Source organism: Enterovirga sp. CN4-39, from assembly GCF_049446235.1.
GTDB lineage: Bacteria > Pseudomonadota > Alphaproteobacteria > Rhizobiales > Beijerinckiaceae > Enterovirga.
This window is the reverse complement of the sequence record NZ_JBMSEF010000011.1, coordinates 152,288-171,007: the sequence shown is the minus strand read 5'-3', so window position 1 is coordinate 171,007 and position 18,720 is coordinate 152,288. Positions and strand designations below refer to the sequence as shown.

General features: G+C 67.8%; 19 protein-coding genes. 5 read left to right on the top strand and 14 right to left on the bottom strand.

Translation table 11 applies throughout. The features are described 5' to 3' along the window. Positions 1–3: 3 nt before the first annotated feature. From ACO2SS_RS18520 to ACO2SS_RS18505, 4 genes are all read right to left on the bottom strand, one after another. The gene (locus tag ACO2SS_RS18520) at positions 4–666 is read right to left on the bottom strand and encodes a response regulator (protein WP_423279271.1); all 663 of its coding nucleotides are present in this window, start codon (positions 664–666) and stop codon (positions 4–6) included. 113 nt (positions 667–779) lie between these two features. After that, positions 780–1,229 carry a secondary thiamine-phosphate synthase enzyme YjbQ gene (locus tag ACO2SS_RS18515; protein ID WP_423279238.1) on the bottom strand — a complete coding sequence of 150 codons (450 nt, stop codon included), beginning with the start codon at positions 1,227–1,229 and terminating at the stop codon, positions 780–782. Then, entirely contained in the window at positions 1,230–3,083 is a 1,854-nt protein-coding gene (locus ACO2SS_RS18510; RefSeq protein ID WP_423279237.1) for a cisplatin damage response ATP-dependent DNA ligase, read from the bottom strand. After that, entirely contained in the window at positions 3,080–4,306 is a 1,227-nt protein-coding gene (locus ACO2SS_RS18505) for a ligase-associated DNA damage response exonuclease (RefSeq protein WP_423279236.1), read from the bottom strand. Before ACO2SS_RS18505 ends, ACO2SS_RS18510 begins: the two co-directional genes overlap by 4 nt. A 104-nt stretch (positions 4,307–4,410) precedes the next feature. Between ACO2SS_RS18505 and ACO2SS_RS18500 the strand changes: the two genes are divergently transcribed. Beyond that, on the top strand, positions 4,411–4,821 hold the full coding sequence (locus ACO2SS_RS18500; RefSeq protein ID WP_423279235.1) for a PRC-barrel domain-containing protein: 411 nt from the start codon (positions 4,411–4,413) through the stop codon (positions 4,819–4,821). 7 nt (positions 4,822–4,828) lie between these two features. Here ACO2SS_RS18500 and ACO2SS_RS18495 read toward each other — a convergent pair whose 3' ends face one another. The 8 genes from ACO2SS_RS18495 to uvrC all read right to left on the bottom strand — a co-directional run bounded on the left by ACO2SS_RS18495 (position 4,829) and on the right by uvrC (position 12,308). Beyond that, complete coding sequence (locus ACO2SS_RS18495) at positions 4,829–5,170, bottom strand: AzlD domain-containing protein (RefSeq protein ID WP_423279234.1); 342 nt, start codon at positions 5,168–5,170, stop codon at positions 4,829–4,831. Next, complete coding sequence (locus ACO2SS_RS18490; RefSeq protein ID WP_423279233.1) at positions 5,167–5,883, bottom strand: AzlC family ABC transporter permease; 717 nt, start codon at positions 5,881–5,883, stop codon at positions 5,167–5,169. Before ACO2SS_RS18490 ends, ACO2SS_RS18495 begins: the two co-directional genes overlap by 4 nt. A 6-nt stretch (positions 5,884–5,889) precedes the next feature. Further along, the gene (locus tag ACO2SS_RS18485; RefSeq protein ID WP_423279270.1) at positions 5,890–8,214 is read right to left on the bottom strand and encodes a xanthine dehydrogenase family protein molybdopterin-binding subunit; all 2,325 of its coding nucleotides are present in this window, start codon (positions 8,212–8,214) and stop codon (positions 5,890–5,892) included. Positions 8,215–8,416: 202 nt separating this feature from the next. Then, complete coding sequence (locus ACO2SS_RS18480) at positions 8,417–8,734, bottom strand: hypothetical protein (RefSeq protein ID WP_423279232.1); 318 nt, start codon at positions 8,732–8,734, stop codon at positions 8,417–8,419. A gap of 56 nt (positions 8,735–8,790) precedes the next feature. Further along, positions 8,791–9,261 (bottom strand): molybdenum cofactor biosynthesis protein MoaE, encoded by a 471-nt coding sequence (locus tag ACO2SS_RS18475; protein WP_423279231.1) that lies wholly within the window; start codon positions 9,259–9,261, stop codon positions 8,791–8,793. A gap of 9 nt (positions 9,262–9,270) precedes the next feature. After that, positions 9,271–9,522 (bottom strand): molybdopterin converting factor subunit 1, encoded by a 252-nt coding sequence (moaD, locus tag ACO2SS_RS18470; protein ID WP_423279229.1) that lies wholly within the window; start codon positions 9,520–9,522, stop codon positions 9,271–9,273. Between the two features lies 1 nt (position 9,523). Continuing rightward, positions 9,524–10,123, bottom strand: a complete 600-nt coding sequence (gene pgsA / locus ACO2SS_RS18465) for a CDP-diacylglycerol--glycerol-3-phosphate 3-phosphatidyltransferase (RefSeq protein ID WP_423279228.1) — start codon at positions 10,121–10,123, stop codon at positions 9,524–9,526. A gap of 58 nt (positions 10,124–10,181) precedes the next feature. Continuing rightward, positions 10,182–12,308, bottom strand: a complete 2,127-nt coding sequence (gene uvrC, locus ACO2SS_RS18460) for an excinuclease ABC subunit UvrC (RefSeq protein ID WP_423279227.1) — start codon at positions 12,306–12,308, stop codon at positions 10,182–10,184. Between the two features lie 183 nt (positions 12,309–12,491). Here uvrC and ACO2SS_RS18455 point away from each other — a divergent pair, with 183 nt between their 5' ends. The 4 genes from ACO2SS_RS18455 (at position 12,492) to ACO2SS_RS18440 (ending at position 16,106) form a co-directional block, all read left to right on the top strand. After that, positions 12,492–13,424, top strand: coding sequence for a ribose-phosphate pyrophosphokinase (locus tag ACO2SS_RS18455; protein WP_423279226.1), 933 nt, complete (start codon positions 12,492–12,494; stop codon positions 13,422–13,424). A 25-nt stretch (positions 13,425–13,449) separates the two neighbouring features. Beyond that, positions 13,450–14,169 carry a 7-cyano-7-deazaguanine synthase QueC gene (gene queC, locus ACO2SS_RS18450; RefSeq protein WP_423279225.1) on the top strand — a complete coding sequence of 240 codons (720 nt, stop codon included), beginning with the start codon at positions 13,450–13,452 and terminating at the stop codon, positions 14,167–14,169. A gap of 92 nt (positions 14,170–14,261) precedes the next feature. After that, positions 14,262–15,473, top strand: coding sequence for a vWA domain-containing protein (locus tag ACO2SS_RS18445; RefSeq protein WP_423279224.1), 1,212 nt, complete (start codon positions 14,262–14,264; stop codon positions 15,471–15,473). Between the two features lie 72 nt (positions 15,474–15,545). Then, positions 15,546–16,106: a VUT family protein gene (locus ACO2SS_RS18440; RefSeq protein ID WP_423279223.1), complete on the top strand. Its 561-nt coding sequence runs from the start codon at positions 15,546–15,548 to the stop codon at positions 16,104–16,106. 113 nt (positions 16,107–16,219) lie between these two features. On the opposite strand, the gene cydB is transcribed toward ACO2SS_RS18440, so the two are convergent. Beyond that, complete coding sequence (cydB, locus tag ACO2SS_RS18435; protein ID WP_423279222.1) at positions 16,220–17,263, bottom strand: cytochrome d ubiquinol oxidase subunit II; 1,044 nt, start codon at positions 17,261–17,263, stop codon at positions 16,220–16,222. A gap of 10 nt (positions 17,264–17,273) precedes the next feature. Further along, complete coding sequence (locus tag ACO2SS_RS18430) at positions 17,274–18,710, bottom strand: cytochrome ubiquinol oxidase subunit I (protein WP_423279221.1); 1,437 nt, start codon at positions 18,708–18,710, stop codon at positions 17,274–17,276. Between the last annotated feature and the right edge of the window lie 10 nt (positions 18,711–18,720).

Sequence of the window (18,720 nt, the reverse complement as noted above, 5' to 3'; positions counted from 1 at the left end):
CGGCTACTCGACCCCGGCCAACGGCCGAGCCGTCGCGCCGATCTTGGAGGCCGCGATCACCGCCTGGGTACGGCTGTCGACGCCGAGCTTCTGCAGGATGGCGGAGACATGGGCCTTCACGGTCGCCTCTGACACGTTGAGCTCGTAGGCGATCTGCTTGTTCAGCAAGCCTTCGGACAGCATCATCAGAACGCGCATCTGCTGCGGCGTCAGCCGGCCGATCCGCCGGACGAGATCCACCAATTCCCGGTCCTCGGCGGTGTCGAGGTCGACATCCGGGGGCGCCCAGATGTCGCCGGACAGGACCGTGCGGATGGCGTTCCCGATGCCGTCGGTCTCCAGCGATTTCGGGATGAAGCCCGAGGCGCCGAATTCGATGGCGCGTCGGATCACGACCGGCTCCTCGCTCGCGGAAACCACCACGACCGGGACTTCGGGGAACTGGGCCCGGAGATAGATCAGGCCCGAGAAGCCCTGTGCGCCCGGCATCGCAAGGTCGAGCAGCAGGAGATCGACATCCCGCTCCTGGGCCAGCAGCGCGCTCAGCTCGTCGAGCCCGCTTGCCTCCCGCACTACGCAACCCGGCATGAAGGCCTCGATCGCACCGCGGAGCGCGCCCCGGAAGAGCGGATGATCGTCAGCAATGATCAGTTTCGTCGAAGACAGCGGGCGGCCTCCCGGAATGCGGCCAATCTACGGCCTCATTCCTCCGTTATGATCACAAGAGCTTAGACTTTCGTCAGACAACCCACAACTGTCCAGTTCTGTGCGGGCTCCGTTCACGCACCGGTAAGGTTGACGACGATCTCGCGCCGGTGCGGCCGATCGCGGTGCTCGACGAGGTAGATACCCTGCCACGTCCCGAGCGCGAGCCGCCCGCCGATGATCGGAACCACGAGGGAGACGTCGCTCAGCATCGTGCGGATGTGAGCCGGCATGTCGTCCGGACCTTCGGTGTCGTGGACATAGGGCAGGTTGCGCGGCGCCAGCCTGCCGAGTGCCGCCATCAGGTCGGTCCGGACATCCGGGTCGGCATTCTCCTGGATGGTCAGCGAGGCCGAGGTGTGCCGGCACAGCAGCACGGCGGTGCCGTTGGCGATCCCGCTGTCCGAGACGAAGCGCCGGACGGCATCCGTGATCTCGGTGAAGCCCGGCCCACGCGTGTTCACCTCGAGACGCCCCGTCGCCTGGCGCTCGACCGGTCCGGCGAAGATCGTCTCGACGCGCATTCAGCCTGCCTTCTTCAGCGGGTGGAGCTCCGTCTCGCCCTTCTGGAGGATGCGCTCCAGGAACTCGATGCGGTCGGCCTCCCCGGCGGGCTTGTCCCAGCGGATCCGGTTGATGCGCGGAAAGCGCATCGCCACTCCGGACTTGTGCCGGGTTGAGCGCTGCAGCCCCTCGAAGGCGACTTCGAGCACCAATCCCTTGTCCGGCCCGTAGGTCACCTCCCGCACGGGGCCGAACCGGTTCACGGTGTTGTTGCGCACGAAGCGGTCGAGCTTGAGCAGCTCCTGGTCCGTGAAGCCGGAATACGCCTTGCCGACCGGCACCAGTTCATCGCCGCCGGGACCCTCGCGCCAGACGCCGAATGTGTAGTCCGAATAGTAGGAGGAGCGCTTTCCGTGCCCGCGCTGCGCATACATCATCACGGCGTCCACCAGGAACGGGTCCCGCTTCCACTTCCACCAGGGCCCCTTGGGGCGGCCCGGTAGGTACGGCGAATCCGCCCGCTTCAGCATGCAGCCCTCGATCGCATCCGCGTCGAGGCCGGCTCCGGCGCTTGCCGGGTCGGCGCGCGCGGCCGCGAGTTCGTCCCAGTTCGAGAACCGCACCAGCGGCGAGACATCGATCCGGGGCTCGTCCATCCATGCCAGGAAGGCCTCCAGCCGCTGCCGGCGTTCGGCGAAGGGAAGGTGGCGGAGATCCTCGTCGCCCTCCGCGAGAATGTCGTAGCAGCGCAGATGCGCCGGATACTCGACCAGCATCTTGGGCGTGACGACCTTCCGGTTCAGCCGCTGCTGGAGGACGTTGAAGCTCTGCACCCGGCCCTCGCGCAGGATCAGCAATTCGCCATCGAGGGTCGCCTCGAAATCCAGCGCCTCGACGAGATCCGGAAAGGCACCGGACACGTCCTCCCCCGTGCGGGAATAGATGCGACGGACCAGCCGGCCATGGGCGTCGCGGCCCGCGACCGCCTGCAGCCGGATGCCGTCCCATTTCCACTCGGCCATGAAGTCGGCGGCATCGAGCTTGCCGAAGTCCTCCTCCTCCAAGGGGTGCGCGAGCATCGGTGGCCGGAACGGCGCCGGGTTCACGCTTTCCGGCCGTGGCCCACGCCCTTCCACCCAGGCGAAGAGCTCCTCATAGGGCGGCTCGAGTCCATGCCAGACATGCTCGATCTCGTCCGGGTCCAGTTCCCCGAGGCTCGCGACGGCGGTTTTCGCCAAGCGTGCGGAGACCCCGATCCGCAGCTCGCTCGTGATCAGCTTCAGCAGGGCCCATCGGCCGGTCTCGTCGAGTGCGTCGAGCCAGGTCGCGATCAGGCGCGGCAGCTCGGACTTTCCCGCCGTCGCGAGGCCCTCCACGACCTCCGAAAGCGGCGGGACATGCGGGAGAGGGCCTTCCGGGGCGATCGGCTCGCCGGACGCGTCGAGCGGCTCGGGCGGATTGTTGTGGCCGATCGAGGGCAAAGCCGAGCCGGGCGGGGAGCCCGCCCCGGACGGCATCAAGGCGGAAAAATCCTGGTCCGGCTCCACACCGGGGTCCTCCGCTGCGCTCCGGCTCGGCCTCCCCATCAAGGGAGAGGACTGGGGTGCCCGCCACATCAGGGCGACCGTCTCCGAGAGGTCGCCGACATAGTCCCAGGACAGCCCGAACAGGACGGGATCGGATCGCTCCGCCATGAGGCCGCGGATCAGGTTCGGCTTCGCATGCCGGAAGGACAGCGCCCCCGTGAGCGCGGCGAGCGCAAAGCCGCGCTCCGGGTCGGGTGTGTGGCGGAAGTAATCGGCCATGAGCCGGATCTTGGCGTTCCGGCGCGGCTCATAGCCGATCCGGTCGATCAGCTGCGCGAAGCGGTTCATGGTTCCCCTCCCCCTCGTGGGGAGGGGCCAGGGGTGGGGGGCGTGCCGCCTTTCGTCCGCGTTCCGGATGGGCCAATCTGGGGCAGGGGATGAGGATCACGCGCGATCTCGTCCCGCCCCCCACCCCGGCCCTCCGCTTCGCTTCGGCTCGGCCCTCCCCACGAGGGGGAGGGCACTTCGGCGGCGGGCTCGGGCAGCCCATCCGTCTGCAAGTCGCCCTCCTCGTCACCATAGCCGAGGAGGTGGAGCGGGCGCGCCTTGATGCCCTGGGACAGGCACCAATGGACCAGCGCATCCTCCTGGCCATGCGTGACCCAGACCTCCTCCGCGCCGGTCTCCAGGATCGAGCGGCAGAGATCGTCCCAGTCGCAATGGTCGGAGATCACGAGCGGCAGTTCCACGCCCTTCTGGCGAGCGCGGGCGCGCACACGCATCCAACCGGACGCGAAGGCCGCGACGGGGTCCGGGAACTTGCGCGCCCAGATTTCCTGGATGGCTGACGGCGGGCAGATGACGATCTCGCCGGCCAGCTTGGCCCGCTGCTCCGGCAGGACCCGCGGCGTCTCGCCGAGCGGGATCCCATGTTCCTTGTAGAACGCAGTGAGGCGCTCCATCGCGCCGTGCAGGTAGATCGGCCGATCGTAACCGGCCTCCCGGAGCAGGGCCATCACGCGCTGCGCCTTGCCGAGGGCGTACGCCCCGACGATGTGGGTTCGCTCCGGGAAGAGCCGGGCGGATTCGATCAGCTTGTCCGTCTCCTCGCGGGCATCCGGGTGGCGGAACACCGGCAGCCCGAATGTCGCCTCCGTGATGAACACGTCGCAGCGGACGGGCTCGTAGGGCAGGCAGGTCGGGTCGCGCCCGCGCTTGTAGTCGCCGGACACGACGAGACGGCACTTGCCCTGCTCGATCACGATCTGCGCCGACCCGAGCACGTGCCCGGCCGGCACGAAGGTGACGGTGACGTCCCCGATCCGCATCACTTCGCCGAGCACCGCCTCCTGCGTGCCGGCCGCGAAATCCTCGCCGTAGCGGACGGCCATGATGGCGAGGGTTTCAGCCGTCGCGAGGACATGGCCGTGGCCCGAGCGGGCGTGGTCGGAATGGCCATGCGTGACCAGCGCTCGCGGCACCGGCCGCGTCGGATCGACATGGAAGTCGCCTGCCGGGCAGTAGAGCCCCTGAGGCGTAAGCGTCAGGAGATCTGCCGCGCGGGTAGCCATGGAGAGAATATGGGCATCGAGGTGGGTTGCGTAACGGCCGGAGCCCGAAACCTAGTCCGAGAGCGCACGTTGGTTCCCGGAACGATTCTCACGGAGGCGAGATCATGGCCCAGAGTACCTATGCGGGCACGACGGGTTCGGGCACGGGACAGGCGCAGACCTCGCCCAAATCCCTGATCGAGAGCGATCGCGTCGAGGGAACGGCCGTCTACGGGGCCGACAACAGCCATATCGGCACGATCAAGCGCCTGATGATCGACAAGATGTCGGGCCAGGTCGCCTATGCGGTGATGTCCTTCGGGGGCTTCTTCGGTCTGGCGGAGGACACCTACACGATCCCGTGGAGCAAGCTCGACTACGACACCGATCTCGGCGGCTACAAGACGGACATCTCCCCCGAGACCCTCAAGGGCGCGCCCGACTTCTACCGCGAGGGCGACTACGAGTGGAATGACCGCGAGCACGAGCGGCGCCTGCACGACTACTACGGCGTCTCGCCTTATTGGGGCCTCTGAGCCTTCTTCAGCTCCGGCCGTAGAGCCAGGCGACCACGACGAAGAATGCCAGGCCCGTGCCGATGCCGAGGGCGAGCGAGCGGCGCAGGACGAAGAAGCCCGCGATCCCGACCACGACCGCAGCCCCCCGGAGCAGGAGCGGAACCTGCTCGAGCGCGGGGGCAGGCGAATAGATCAGGCGCGCGACGACCCCGGCCAGGAGCGTCGTCGCCACCACCCGGATCAGGCGGAAGAATTCCGAGTTCTCGTTGAGGCCGCGCGACAGGAACACGGCCGCAACCCGGAAAGCCTCGTTCGGCAGGACGCCGGCGAGGAGGATCGCGAAGTAGGGCCAGAGCGCCTCGGTCACGCGATCCGCCGCGGCAGGATGCGTCCCAGGAGATACGCGGCCGTCCCGCCGACCAGCCCGGTCACGAGAAGATCGTAGTCCTTGCCGACGATGCGCTGAGCGACGGGAACGAGGCCGACGCCGAAGCCGATCGCCAGCCAGTCGGTCGCGCCCCGGGCGGAACCGACCAGGGAGATCATGAAATAGAGCGGCGTGAGACAGAGGAGCCCGGCCGCGAGCGGGCCGGGCAGCGCGCCGACCAGCAGGTAGCCCACAGCCGTCATGCTGGTGCTGACGGTCATGCAGGCGCTCGCGAAGCCGAGATAGTACGGAACGCGCCGCTCGGGCTCCATGCCGGGGAGGTGGCGCAACGCGTCGATCCAGCTCGTCGCAGCGACGAAATGGGCCATCAGGAGCTGCAGCCAGAGGGGCTGCCCGGGCTTGCGGAGATAGGGCCAGATGGAGAGCGTCATCGGCAGCAGCCGGATGGCCGAAAGCCCCACCGCGAGCGCGGCCGCGAGGAGCAGGCCGCCGCTGGCCAGGGTCCCGTAGAAGATGAGCTGGGCCGGTGCGGCCCAGATCACGATGGTGGAGAAGACGGCCGCGCCGAGCGGGTGGCCCGCGTCGCGCGCCAGGCTGCCGACGCCCAGGAGCGACACGCCGACGATCCAGGCCGGCAGGGCGAGCGCCCGCCCGAAGCCCCACCGGTAATCGCGCCAGAAGGCAGGCGCCATGGCGCGTCAGGCTGCCCGCGGCTTCGCCTCCCGGATGGCGCGCCAGATGCGGTCGGGCGTCGCCGGCATGTCGACATGCCGGACGCCGTAGTCGCGGAGGGCATCCACGATCGCGTTCATGACCGACGGGAGCGCGCCCGCCACGCCGGCCTCGCCGCAGCCCTTGGCCCCGAGCGGGTTCGTGGTGGCGGGAACCGGCCGGCTCATGAAGGGCGCGAAGGGCGGCGCGTCATGGGCGCGCGGCATCGCGTAATCCATGAAGGAGCCCGAGACGAGCTGGCCTTCCGGATCGTAGGCCGTCCGCTCGAGCAGCGCCTGGCCGATGCCCTGCAGGACGCCGCCATGCGCCTGCCCCTCGACCAGCATCGGGTTCACGATCGTCCCGAAATCGTTGACCATCGTGTAGCGGACGACCTCCGTGACACCGGTCTCGGGATCGATCTCGACCTCCGCGATGTGGCAGCCATTGGGGTAGGCGGAGGGCGAGCTCGCGTGGACGTGCTTGACGTCGAGCGACCGCGGGGTCGCCTCCGGCAGGCTCACGCCTTCGCGCAGCCTGTGCGCGATCTCCATGATGCCGATGCCGCGGTCCGTCCCGACCACCGTGAAGCGGCCGTCCGCGAACTCGATATCCGTCTTCCCGGCTTCCAGCATCTCGGCCGCGATCTCGCGTCCGATCTCGATCACCTTGTCGGCGGCTTCCAGGATCGCGGCGCCGCTCGCCATCAGGGACTTGGACCCGCCGGTGCCGCCCCCCGCGATGAGCTGGTCGGAATCGCCCTGGAGCAGGCGGATGCGGTCGAACGGGATGCCCAGCTTCGAGGAGAGGACCTGGGCGAAGGGCGTCCAGTGCCCCTGGCCGTAATCGAGCGTGCCCGTGATGATGGTGACGTCGCCATCCGGCTCGAAGCGGATGCCGCCCATTTCGTTGGTGGGCGGCGCGGTCACCTCCAGGTACTGCCCGATGCCGCGCCCACGCAGCTTGCCGCGCGCCCGGCTCTCGGCCTCCCGGGCCGGGAAACCGTTCCAATCCGCCGCCTCGAGAGTCCTGTCGAGCAGCGCCGTGAACTCGCCGGAATCGTAGGTGGTCTCGACAGGCGTCTCGTATGGGATATCGTCCGGCCGGATGTGGTTGAGCCGGCGCAGCTCCACCGCGTCGCGTCCCATCTCGGTGGCGGCGGCCTCGATCAGCCGTTCCATGATGTAGTTGCCTTCCGGCCGCCCGGCGCCCCGGTAGGCGCTCACCGGCACGGCGTTCGTGAAGGCGCAGCGGATGTCGACCTGGATCTGCGGCGTCCGATAGACCGAGGCGACGTTCTTGGCGATGTTGATGGAGGAGAAGAGCGGCGCGACCGGCGTGAGATAGCCGCCGAAATCGGCCAGGCCCTCGATCCGGACGCCGAGGAAGCGGCCCTCCGCGTCGAGGGCGAGTTCCGCTTCGACCTCGAGCCCGCGGCCATGGTGGTCCGACAGGAAGCTCTCCGAGCGCTGGTCCGTCCACTTGACCGGGCGGCCGAGCGCCTTCGCGGCATGGAGAAGGCAGACATATTCCGGGAAGGGGCTCGACTTCATGCCGAACGAGCCGCCGACATTGGGCGTGAGGATGCGGATCTTCTCGACCGGCTGGTTCATGGCGGCCGCGACCCCGGCCCGCATCGGGAAGGCGCCCTGGCTGCCCATGTGCAGCGTGTAGCGCCCGCTCTCCGGCTCGTACTCCCCGAGGGCCGCGCGAGGCTCCATCGGGTTGACCACGAGGCGGTGGCTGGCGAGCTTCAGCTTCGTGACGTGAGCCGCCCCCGTGAAGGCTTGCGAGACGGCGTCCGCATTGCCGTAGTGATAGTCGAAAAAGACGTTACCGGGCACGTCCTCGAACAGGACGGACGCGCCTTCGGCCACCGCCTCCTCGGCCGTGATCGCGGCCGGGAGTGGCTCGATGTCGAGCGCGACGGCCTCGGCGGCTTCCCGCGCCTCCATCTGGGTCTCGGCGACCACGAAGGCGATCGGGTCCCCGACGAACCGGACCCGGTCGCGGGCGAGCGCCTCACGCGCCGGCTTCTTCATCGGCGAACCATCACGGTTCTTGAAGGACAGGCCGTTGGGAAAGGTGCCGTAGCCGTCGAGATCGGCGGCCGTATACACGCCGAGTACCCCCGGCATCTCGCGGGCAGCCTCGGTGTCGATCCCACGAACCTCGCCATGCGCGTAGGGGCTGCGCACGAAGGCGGCATAGACCTGCCCGGGAAGCGAAATGTCGTCCGTGTAACAGCCCTGGCCCTGAACCAGCACGGGATCTTCCCGGCGGTGAACGGGCTGGCCGATGCCGAATTTCATTTGGGCCGGGTCCGCCGTGCCGGCGGCATTCCCGCGGTCGGAGACATCAAGCAAGGTTTGGCCCGAGAGGAGGCTCGTCCGCGTCATACGCCGTCGATCCTGGTAGGTAGGGTGCGCAGACAATCACGGCAAAGCTCCTGCCGCAATGCAGCCGCGCGAATGGCAGCCCGGCGAAATCAGGGGCGGGGCCGCCAGCGGGGATTCAGTAGGGCTGCACGTAGACCCGGCCCCGCCGTGGGGGCGGAGCATAGCCGCTGCCCGGATGGTAGTAGCCGCGGGCCGCCATCTGCCGGTCGACATATCCCTCGTAGGGAGCGCCGATCCGGTACCGGGCCGGATCGTTCTGCGCGCCGGGCTCGATGAAGCGCGGGTTCTTCTGCGCGTCGTCCACGAAGGTGTCGCCCGAGCGGCCGCCCGATCCACCGCCTCCGCCGCGCTGCGCGAGGGCCGGGTCTGACGCGAAGGTCAGCAGGGCAAGCATTCCAGCCGCAACCGCGAGGATGGGTTTTGCTCCGGACATGGTGGCCGTCCTTTGCGACGTATGTCGGACTTGAACGCGGAAATGCCGAACGTGGTTCATGCGCCCCGGGAAATCGCCCAGCGGGAGGCGGCCCGGTCGTCGGCTTCACGGGCATCCACCCACTCACCCGCCTCGCCACCGCGAAGATGCTCCCGCTTCCAGAACGGCGCTCGGGTCTTAAGGAAGTCCATCAGGAACTCGGCGGCCCCGAACGCCGCCTCGCGGTGCGACGAGGCCGCCGCCACCAGCACGATGCGCTCGCCCGGCCAGATCAGGCCGTAGCGGTGGATCACCGTCAGGCCGAGAAGCGGCCAGCGATCGAGGGCCTCCGCGGCGACGCGCGCGACCTCGGCCTCGGCCATCCCCGGGTAATGTTCGAGTTCGAGCGCGGAAAGGCGGCCCTGCTCGTCCCGGCACAGGCCGACGAAGCTCGCGACGGCGCCGATATCGGTCCTGCCGAACGCAAGCCTGTCGAGTTCGGCGGCCGGATCGAAATCCTCGCGCTGGATGCCGATCCGCGGTGTCACGGCGGGCGCTCAGCCGCCCGTCATGGGCGGGAAGAAGGCAATCTCCCGCGCACCCGCGATCGCCGCCTCGGGCTTGACGTGGCTCTGGTCGATCGCGACGCGGATCACGCGCTCGTTCTCGAAGGCGTGGGCGTAGCCCTCGCCGCGGGTCTTGAGCCAGGCGACGAGATCCGCGACGGTCGCGATCCCGGCCGGCAGCGCGACATTCTCCTCGGCCTGGCCGATGCGCTCGCGCACCCAGGCGAAATAGACGAGCTTCATCCTAGGACGACCCGTTCATCGCATGCTCGATGCTGGTCTTCAGGTAGTCCCATCCCGTGTAGATCGTCAGCGCGGCCGCAAGCCACAGGAGGGTAAGCCCGATCGTGATCGTGCCGGGCAGGATCGCCTCCCCGGCAGGGCCTGCGATCAGGAACCCGATCGCGACGAGCTGGAAGGCCGTCTTCCATTTCGCGACGCGAGAGACCGGCATGCCGACCTTGAGCTCGGCCAGATACTCGCGAAGGCCCGAGACGAGAACCTCCCGGCACAGGATGACGATCGCGGCCCAGAGGTGCACGCCCTGGATGGAATGGTCGTTCGTCAGCATCAGCAGACAAGCGGCCACCAGCAGCTTGTCCGCGATCGGGTCGAGCATGCGGCCCAGCACCGATTGCTGCGCATAGGCGCGCGCGAAGTAGCCGTCGAAATAATCCGTGATCGCGGCCGCGACGTAGAAGGACAGGGCGATCCACCGGGACCAGAAATCCTCCGGCCAGAACAGGAGACCCGCGACGACCGGGACGGCCGCCACCCGCGCATAGGTCAGGACGTTCGGGAGGGTCAGCGCCGGGGATCGTCGCATCGGCGAAGCCAGGGTCATGGTTCGAGGAAGCATGCGGGGAGGGACAGCGTCAACATGGGGCCGTCCATGAGCTTCATCATCCCCCGCCACCTCGGAAAAAATCATAGACCGTGCGGGCCGTCGCGGCATTGACGCCCGGGGCCCGCATCAGGTCGTCGAGCGCTGCCCGCTGGATGGCCTTCATGGTCCCGAAATGGTGGAGCAGGGCCCGCTTGCGGGCGGGGCCGATGCCCGGGATCTCGTCCAGCGGGCTCTTGGTCATTTCGCGCTTGCGCTTCGCCCGGTGTGCGCCGATCGCAAAGCGGTGCGCCTCGTCCCTGAGGCGCTGCACGAAGTAGAGGGCCGGATCCCGCGGCGGCAGCCGGATCGGCTCCCGGCCGGGAATGAAGAAGGTCTCGCGGCCCGCGTCCCGGTCGCGGCCTTTCGCGACGCCGACCAGCGCGACGCCCGTCGCGCCGACCTCCTCGAGCGCCGACCGGGCCGCTTCGAGCTGGCCCTTGCCGCCATCGATCAGGACGAGGTCCGGCCAGGCCGGGAAGGCGTCGGGGTCCGACGGCTCGGGCGCGGCGGCAGATCCCTCCGGCGGGGGAGGCGAGCCAGCGCCGTTCCCGAGCAAGGTCGGGAATACCGAGGTCTCCCCGTCCGCCGCGCCTGCTCTCCCCTCGGGACCGGTAGGATCCGCTGCGGGGGGAGGATTGAGCCGCGGGTTCTCCTTCACCAGCCGGGCAAAGCGACGCCGCAGCATCTCGCGCATCATGCCGAAATCATCGCCGGGGGTGAGTTCCTCCGACTTCATGTTGAAGGTTCGGTAATGCGTCTTCATCAGCCCGGCCGGCCCGGCGACGATCATCGCGCCGACCGCGTTCGTGCCCATGATGTGGGAATTGTCGTAGACCTCGATCCGGCGCGGCGGGTGGGGCAGGCCGAACGCCGCTGCGAGAGAGCCCAGGAGCTTGGCCTGGCTCGACGTTTCGGCGAGGCGGCGCCCGAGCGCCTCCTTGGCGTTGCGGAGGGCTCCGTCGACGAGTTGCCGCCGCTCGCCCCGCTTGGGAACGGAAATCTCGACCTTGCGGCCCGCCTTCACGGTGAGGGCCGCGGCGAGCAAGGCGCACTCTTCGACCTCCTCCGACAGGAGAATGAGCCGCGGCGGAGGCTTGTCGTCGTAGAACTGCGCCACGAAGGAGGCGAGCACCTCGCCATGCGAGACGGTCTTGTCCGCCCTCGGGAAGTAGGCGCGGTTGCCCCAGTTCTGGTGGTTGCGGAAGAAGAAGACCTCCACGCAGAACTGCCCGGCCTGCTCATCGATGGCGATGATGTCGGCCTCTTCCGTATTCTGGGTGTTGATGCCCTGCGTGGACTGCACCGCCGAGAGGGCCGCGAGGCGGTCGCGGTACCGGGCCGCGCGCTCGAATTCGAGCTCCTCTGCGGCATGGTTCATCTCGGCCGCGAGCCGCTCCTTCACGGCGCTTGAGCGCCCGGACAGGAAGGCGCGGGCTTCCTCGGCGAGCGTCCCGTATTCTGCCAGATCGATCTCGCCCGTGCATGGGCCCGAGCAGCGCTTGATCTGGAACAGGAGGCAGGGTCGGGTCCGGTTCTCGTAGTAGGAATCCGAGCAGGAGCGCAGCAGGAAGGCGCGCTGGAGCGCATTGATCGTGCGGTTCACCGCCCAGACGCTCGCGAAGGGCCCGAAATAGAAGCCCTTCCGGTTGCGGGCGCCGCGGTGCTTGACGACCTGCGGGGCCTCGGAATCCGCCGTGAGCAGGATGTAGGGCAGCGACTTGTCGTCCCGGAGGACGACGTTGTAGCGCGGCCTGAGCTGCTTGATGAGGTTCGCCTCGAGCAGCAGCGCCTCCGTCTCGGTGGCCGTCGTGACGAACTCCATCGAGGCCGTCTCGGCGATCATCCGGGCGATGCGGTTCGAGTGCCCCTGGCCGCGGACATAGGAGCCGACCCGGGCCTTCAGGCTCTTCGCCTTGCCGACATAGAGCACGTCGCCCTTGGCATCGATCATCCGGTAGACGCCCGGGGTTGCCGGGAGCGTCGCCCAGAAGCGGCGGATGACCGCAGCGCCGGCCTCGAGCGAGGCAGGCGTCGCCTCGAAATCGAACTCGATCCCGGATCCGGCCTCGGGGGCAAGCTCCTCCTGGTCCCGCTCATCGTCGAGAATATCCGGGGGAACGTCGTTGGCAGCGACACGACTCATCGCGCCTGATGTAGGCGGGCGTACAGACCCGGGAAAGCGCCCCTTTGCCGCCATCGCCCGGCGCCGACCTATGTTGCAGGTGCGAACTCTTCTTGTTGTGACGGTGACGTGACGCTGCTAAGAGCGCGGCGTCGATGGCTGCTCTTCGCAGCTCCTCATTATCTGTCGCGTGAATACCTTCCGATGAAGCTTGTTGCGGGGAACTCGAACCGACCGCTCGCGGAGGCGATTTCCCAGTATCTGAAGGTGCCGCTTGCGCGGGCCACGGTCCGGCGCTTCGCCGACATGGAGATCTTCGTCGAGATCGGCGAAAATGTCCGCGGCGAGGACGTCTTCGTGCTCCAGTCGACGTCGTATCCGACGAACGACCACTTGATGGAGCTGCTGATCATCGCGGATGCGCTCCGCCGTGCCTCGGCCCGCCGCATCACGGCCGTGATCCCGTATTTCGGCTATGCCCGCCAGGACCGGAAGCCGTCTGCCCGCACGCCGATCTCGGCCAAGCTGGTCGCGAACCTCATCACCCATTCCGGCGTCGACCGCGTCCTCACGCTCGACCTGCATGCCGGCCAGATCCAGGGATTCTTCGACATCCCGACCGACAATCTTTTCGCCGCGCCCGTGATGGTGCGGGACGTGAAGGACCGGATGAACCACACCGACAAGGTCGTGGTCTCGCCGGATGTCGGCGGCGTGGTGCGCGCCCGCGCCCTCGCCAAGCGCATCGACGCTCCCCTCGCGATCGTGGACAAGCGCCGCGAGCGCCCGGGCGAATCGGAGGTCATGAACATCATCGGCGACGTGGCGGGGCGCTCCTGCATCCTCGTGGACGACATCGTCGATTCGGGCGGCACGCTCTGCAATGCAGCCGAGGCGCTGCTCAACCAGGGCGCCAAGGACGTCTATGCCTACATCACCCACGCGGTCCTGTCGGGCGGCGCGGTGTCCCGCATCGCGAACTCCAAGCTGAAGGAGCTCGTGGTGACCGACTCGATCCAGCCGACGGAGGCCGTGAAGGTCGCCGGCAACATCCGCGTCATCACGATCGCGCCCCTCATGGGCGAGGCGATCGCCCGCACCTCGACCGAGTCGAGCGTCTCCAGCCTGTTCGACTGACCCCCGTGAGCCTGCAGAGGCGCCGGTGACCGCGACGCTCTCCGAGACCCGGGCCCTCGTCCTGTTCTCGGGCGGGCAGGACTCGACGACCTGCCTGGCCTGGGCGCTGCAGCGCTTCGCCGAGGTCGAGACGGTCGGGTTCGATTACGGCCAGCGCCATGCGGTCGAGCTTGAATGCCGCGGGCGCATTCGTGACCTTCTGCAGCGGACAGGCGCAATCGGTGAGGGCAAGCTCGGGCCGGATCACCTTCTGCCCCTCGACGTGCTGGGAACCATCTCGGACACCGCCCTCACGCGCGATGTCGAAATCGCGACGGCGGAAAGCGGGCTGCCGACGACCTTCGTGCCCGGCCGCAACCTGATCTTCCTCGGGCTCGCGGCGGCGCTCGCCTACCGGCGCGGATGTCGCCATATCGTGCTCGGTGTCTGCGAGACGGATTATTCCGGTTATCCGGATTGCCGCGACGACACGATCAAGGCCATGCAGGTCGCCCTCAATCTGGGCCTCGAGACGCGGCTCGTCCTGCACACGCCGCTGATGTGGCGCGACAAGGCGGCGACCTTCGCGCTCGCGGAGGAGCTCGGCGGAGATCAGCTTCTGCGGCTCGTCGTCGAGGAGACCCATACCTGCTACCTCGGCGACCGGACCCACCGGCACGATTGGGGCTATGGCTGCGGCACCTGCCCGGCCTGCCAGCTCCGCGCCGACGGGTTTGCGCGGTGGCGCGCGGCGACGAACCGTTAACCCCGGCAGCGCGCCCCACTCAGCTCTGCGAACGCGGCAACCCGTCCGAAAGGGTTGCGGGCGTACCGTCCGGCAGGTTCCGGATGGCGGTCATGTCGAGCATCGTGCGACGTTTCGGTCGGGACGCTCGGGGCAGCGTCGCGCTTATGTTCGCCTTCGCGGCGATGGTCCTCATCGGGGCGGTCGGCATGGCGTTGGATTATTCGCGCGCGGCCTCCATCCAGACGAATCTCCAGCGCGCGGTCGATGGCGCCGCCCTCCTCGCGGCCAAGAACAACGAGCAGATGAGCGGCTCGAACCTGTCGAGCGCCGCCGCGACCGAATTCCTGCGCAAGACCTTCGCGTCCGACAAGATCACCGATCTGAGCGTCAACATCACCTTCCTGTCGGACCGCGTCCGGGTGGACGCGACGGCCGGCGTGCCGACGACGCTGATGAACGTCCTCGGCGTCAGGTCCATGCCGGTTGCGAGCCGGTCGGAGGCCCTGTTCGGCGACACCAAGGTCGAGATCGTGCTGGTGCTCGACAACACCGGGTCCATGAACCAGGCGAACAAGCTCCCGACCCTGAAGACGGCAGCGCACAACTTCCTGAACAAGATGCAGTCGAGCGCGAGCGGCAGCAACGCGATCCGCATCGGGATCGTGCCGTTCGAGACGGACGTGAATCTCGGGACGCTCAAGACGTCCTGGTGGGTGGACCCCGCCCAGACCTCGCCCTGGACGACCAACCCCGCGACCTCCGGCTGCATCTGGGACCGCGACCAGCCGAACGACGTTCGCGACACGCCGCCGAGCTCGGGGAACCCGAAGACGACGTTCGGGGCCGATGCGAGCCGCACGACGCCCTGCGTCGTGGCGCCCATCGTTCCGCTCACGACCGACTTCACGGCGCTCCATTCCACGATCGACGCGATGGCGGCGTCGGGCACGACCAATCTCACGATCGGGCTGGTCTGGGGCTACCACCTGCTGTCGCCCGCGGAGCCGGTCACCAACGCGCTGTCCTTCGGGGCAAAAGGCCTCACCAAGTACATCATCCTGATGACCGACGGGGAGAACACGAAGAGCCGGAACCACGGCAGCGTCGCCGCCATGGATGCGCGGACGCGCCAGGTCTGCGACGCCATCAAGGGCGACGGCATCGTGGTGTTCACGGCGCGGATCATCGAGGGCAATGCGAGCCTGCTCCGGGACTGTGCCTCCAATGCGAGCAACTACTACGACGTCCAGAACGTCGAGCAGCTCAATCCGGTCTTCGATTCCATCTACACGAGCATCACGGGCACCCGCATCGCGCGCTGACCAGCTACGCTCGGGCCTCGCTTGACCGTCGCACGTCACTCTTGCTGAAACCGGCCGATGGATATGCCGGGCATGACCAGAACACGTCTGCGCGCCGAAGGCCTGACGGCGTTCGTGCTCTTCGTCGCGACCATCCCGGCCGCGAACTGGCTGATCGGCCATGTCGGCACGTTCTGCGTGCCGAACGGCCCTTGCCTGATACCGGTCGCGCCCGGGATCCACGCACCGTCCGGGGTGCTGATGGTCGGCCTCGCGCTGGTGCTGCGTGACCTCCTCCAGCGGCGGCTCGGCCTCTTCGCGGGCGTCGCGGCAATCCTGATCGGCGCCGTTCTGTCGGCCTTGGTGGCGCCGCCGGCCATCGTGGTCGCCTCCACGACCGCCTTCCTCCTGTCGGAGCTCGCGGACTTCTTCGTCTATACGCCGCTCCAGCGGCGGCGCTTCGTCACGGCCGTCGTGGCCTCCAGCGTCGTCGGGCTCGCCGTCGACTCGGCCGTGTTCCTCTACCTGGCGTTCGGCAGCCTCGACTTCCTGCCAGGGCAGATCCTCGGCAAGCTCTGGATGGTGGCCCTGACGATTCCGGCCGTGCAGTGGATCCGGAGGCGCGACGAGCGCCTCGGCTTCCAGCCTGCCTGACGCCTATCGCGGCACCAGGGCGCGCAGCCCGTAGACGAGCGCCGCGAAGGCGGCGAGGCTGACCAGGTAGATCAGCACGAACCAGGCGAACCGGGGCACCGCGGCAGAGCCGGTCAGTGATAGGCGTCGGCCACGACGTCTTCGGCCACCTTGCCGCGGAACACCCAATAGGCATAGCCCGTATAGGCGAAGGTGATCGGCACCGCGACGGCATAGCCGACCAGGACGAAGATCTGCGATTCCACCGTGTTCGCGGCCTGCCAGATCGTCAGGTCCGGCGGCACGATGTAGGGGAAGAGGCTGACGCCCAGTCCGAGAAAGCCCAGCAGGAAGAGGGCGATCGTCAGCAGGAACGGCGCGACGTGCCGGCCCTCCTGCAGCGTCTTCCAGATCAGGTAGGCGACCAAAGCCGTCACGAGCGGGATCGGCCACAGGAAGGCGATGTTGGGCCAGGAAAACCAGCGCTCCTCGATGTAGAGCCCGAGGAACGGCACCCACACGGACACGATCCCCATGGAGACGATCGTGGCGAAGAGCGAGGTGATCGCCTTTCGCCGGGCCCAGAGCTCGAGTTCGCCCGTGGTCTTCATCACGCACCAGGTCGCGCCGAGCAGGCCATAGCCGCAGACGAGGCCTATGCCGGTCATCACGCTGAAGGGGGTGAGCCAGTCCCATTGCCCGCCCGTGAAGACGCGGCCCGAATGCTTGAAGCCCTGTATGAACGCGCCGAGCACGAGACCCTGCGCGAAGGTCGCGACGAGCGAGCCGTAGTGGAAGGCGTAGTCCCAGACGCGCTGCGAGCTTTCCGCCTTGAAGCGGTACTCGAACGCGACGCCGCGAAAGATCAGGGCGAGCAGCATCAGGATGATGGGCATGTAGAGCGCCGGCATCATGATCGCGTAGGCGACCGAAAACACGCAGAAGGCGCCGACGCCGCCGAGGATCAGCCAAGTCTCGTTGCCGTCCCAGATCGGCGCCACCGAGAACATCATCCGGTCGCGCCAGCTCCGCTCCTGCGCGGCGTTGAACAGGATCCCCACGCCGAGGTCGAAGCCGTCCGCGATCACGTACATGATGACCGCGACCGCAAGCAGCCCCGCCCAGATGAGCGGGAGCCAGAACGCATAGCCGTGAAGGTCGTTGGCGAAACCGAACATCGCTGCCCCCCTATTCGGCTGGCTGGACGCGGCGCCCCGGCGCGCCCTCGAGGCTTTCGTTCGGCACCGAGAAGGGCCGCTTGGGCATCTTGCCGAGTTGCTCGCCGGGCATGGTCTCGACCGGGTCGGGCCCGCGCCGGAGAAGCTTGGCCAGGTAGTAGCTGCCGAAGCCGAAGATGATCGCGTACACGACGATGAACGCGACCAGCGAAGTCCCGACTGCCTCCGCGGTGACGGGCGAGACCGCATCCGCCGTCCGGAGCTGGCCGTAGATGACCCATGGCTGGCGCCCGATCTCGGCCACAAACCAGCCGAACAGCACGGCCCCGAATCCCGAGGGGGTCATGAGCATGGCCGCGTAGAGAAACTTCCGGTCCGTGAAGAGCGTGCCCTTCCAGCGCAGGTAGAGGCTCCACAGCGAGACGACCAGCATCAGCACGCCGAGGCCGACCATGATGCGGAAGGAGAAGAAGACGGGCCAAACGGGCGGCCGATCCTGCGGCGGCACCTCCTTGAGCCCCGGTACGACGCCGTCGAAGGAATGGGTCAGGATGAAGCTGCCGAGCTTCGGGATGCCGATCTCATATTCGTTGCTCTCGGTCTTCTCGTTCGGGATGGCGAAAAGGATGAGCGGCATGTTCGCGGTCCGATCCCAGTTCGCCTCGATGGCCGCGAGCTTGGTGGGCTGGTACTTGAGCACGCCGATGCCGTGCAGGTCGCCGAAGACGAACTGCACCGGCACCATCACGACGGCGAACCACATCGCCATCGACAGCGACCGGCGCGCACCGGCAAGCTTCCCCTCCGGGGCGTCATGCGGATGCCGAAGCAGCATCCAGGCCGACATCCCACCGACCGCGAAGGCAGTCGTGAGAAAACAGCCCAGCACCATGTGCGCGTAGCGGATCGGGAAGGACGGGTTGAAGACGATCTCCCACCAGTCCACCGGCAGCGCGATCCCGTTCTCGACCCGGAATCCGGCCGGGGTCTGCATCCAGGAATTCGCCGACAGGATCCAGAACGCCGAGATGAGCGTCCCGATCGCCACCAGGCAGGTCGAGAGAAAGTGGAGCCGGTCGCCCACCTTGTCCCAGCCGAACAGCATGATGCCGAGGAACCCGGCCTCGAGGCAGAAGGCGGTGATCACCTCGTAGGCGATCAGCGGGCCAAGGACGTTGCCGCCGAACTCAGAATACCGGGACCAGTTCGTGCCGAGCTGATAGCTCATCACGATGCCGGAGACGACGCCGAGCCCGAAGGACACGGCGAAGACCTTCACCCAGAACTTGTAGAGGTTCTTGTAGAGCTGGTCGCCCGTCCGCAGCCACTCGAATTCCAGCCGCGCCAGCCAGCACGCGAGACCGATCGTGAAGGCCGGGAAGATGATGTGGAACGCGACCGTGAATCCGAACTGGATCCGCGACAGCATGAGGGCGTCGAGCATCACGCAACCTCCC

Bases quoted from the DNA above. Each gene is read 5' to 3' on its own strand.
- uvrC (WP_423279227.1), bottom strand. From the start codon at position 12,308: ATGAGTCGTGTCGCTGCCAACGACGTTCCCCCGGATATTCTCGACGAT.
- pgsA (WP_423279228.1), bottom strand. From the start codon at position 10,123: ATGACCCTGGCTTCGCCGATGCGACGATCCCCGGCGCTGACCCTCCCG.
- ACO2SS_RS18515 (WP_423279238.1), bottom strand. From the start codon at position 1,229: ATGCGCGTCGAGACGATCTTCGCCGGACCGGTCGAGCGCCAGGCGACG.
- moaD (WP_423279229.1), bottom strand. From the start codon at position 9,522: ATGAAGCTCGTCTATTTCGCCTGGGTGCGCGAGCGCATCGGCCAGGCC.
- ACO2SS_RS18485 (WP_423279270.1), bottom strand. From the start codon at position 8,214: ATGAAATTCGGCATCGGCCAGCCCGTTCACCGCCGGGAAGATCCCGTG.
- ACO2SS_RS18455 (WP_423279226.1), top strand. From the start codon at position 12,492: ATGAAGCTTGTTGCGGGGAACTCGAACCGACCGCTCGCGGAGGCGATT.
- ACO2SS_RS18505 (WP_423279236.1), bottom strand. From the start codon at position 4,306: ATGGCTACCCGCGCGGCAGATCTCCTGACGCTTACGCCTCAGGGGCTC.
- ACO2SS_RS18480 (WP_423279232.1), bottom strand. From the start codon at position 8,734: ATGTCCGGAGCAAAACCCATCCTCGCGGTTGCGGCTGGAATGCTTGCC.
- ACO2SS_RS18445 (WP_423279224.1), top strand. From the start codon at position 14,262: ATGTCGAGCATCGTGCGACGTTTCGGTCGGGACGCTCGGGGCAGCGTC.
- ACO2SS_RS18490 (WP_423279233.1), bottom strand. From the start codon at position 5,883: ATGGCGCCTGCCTTCTGGCGCGATTACCGGTGGGGCTTCGGGCGGGCG.
- ACO2SS_RS18440 (WP_423279223.1), top strand. From the start codon at position 15,546: ATGACCAGAACACGTCTGCGCGCCGAAGGCCTGACGGCGTTCGTGCTC.
- ACO2SS_RS18500 (WP_423279235.1), top strand. From the start codon at position 4,411: ATGGCCCAGAGTACCTATGCGGGCACGACGGGTTCGGGCACGGGACAG.
- ACO2SS_RS18510 (WP_423279237.1), bottom strand. From the start codon at position 3,083: ATGAACCGCTTCGCGCAGCTGATCGACCGGATCGGCTATGAGCCGCGC.
- cydB (WP_423279222.1), bottom strand. From the start codon at position 17,263: ATGTTCGGTTTCGCCAACGACCTTCACGGCTATGCGTTCTGGCTCCCG.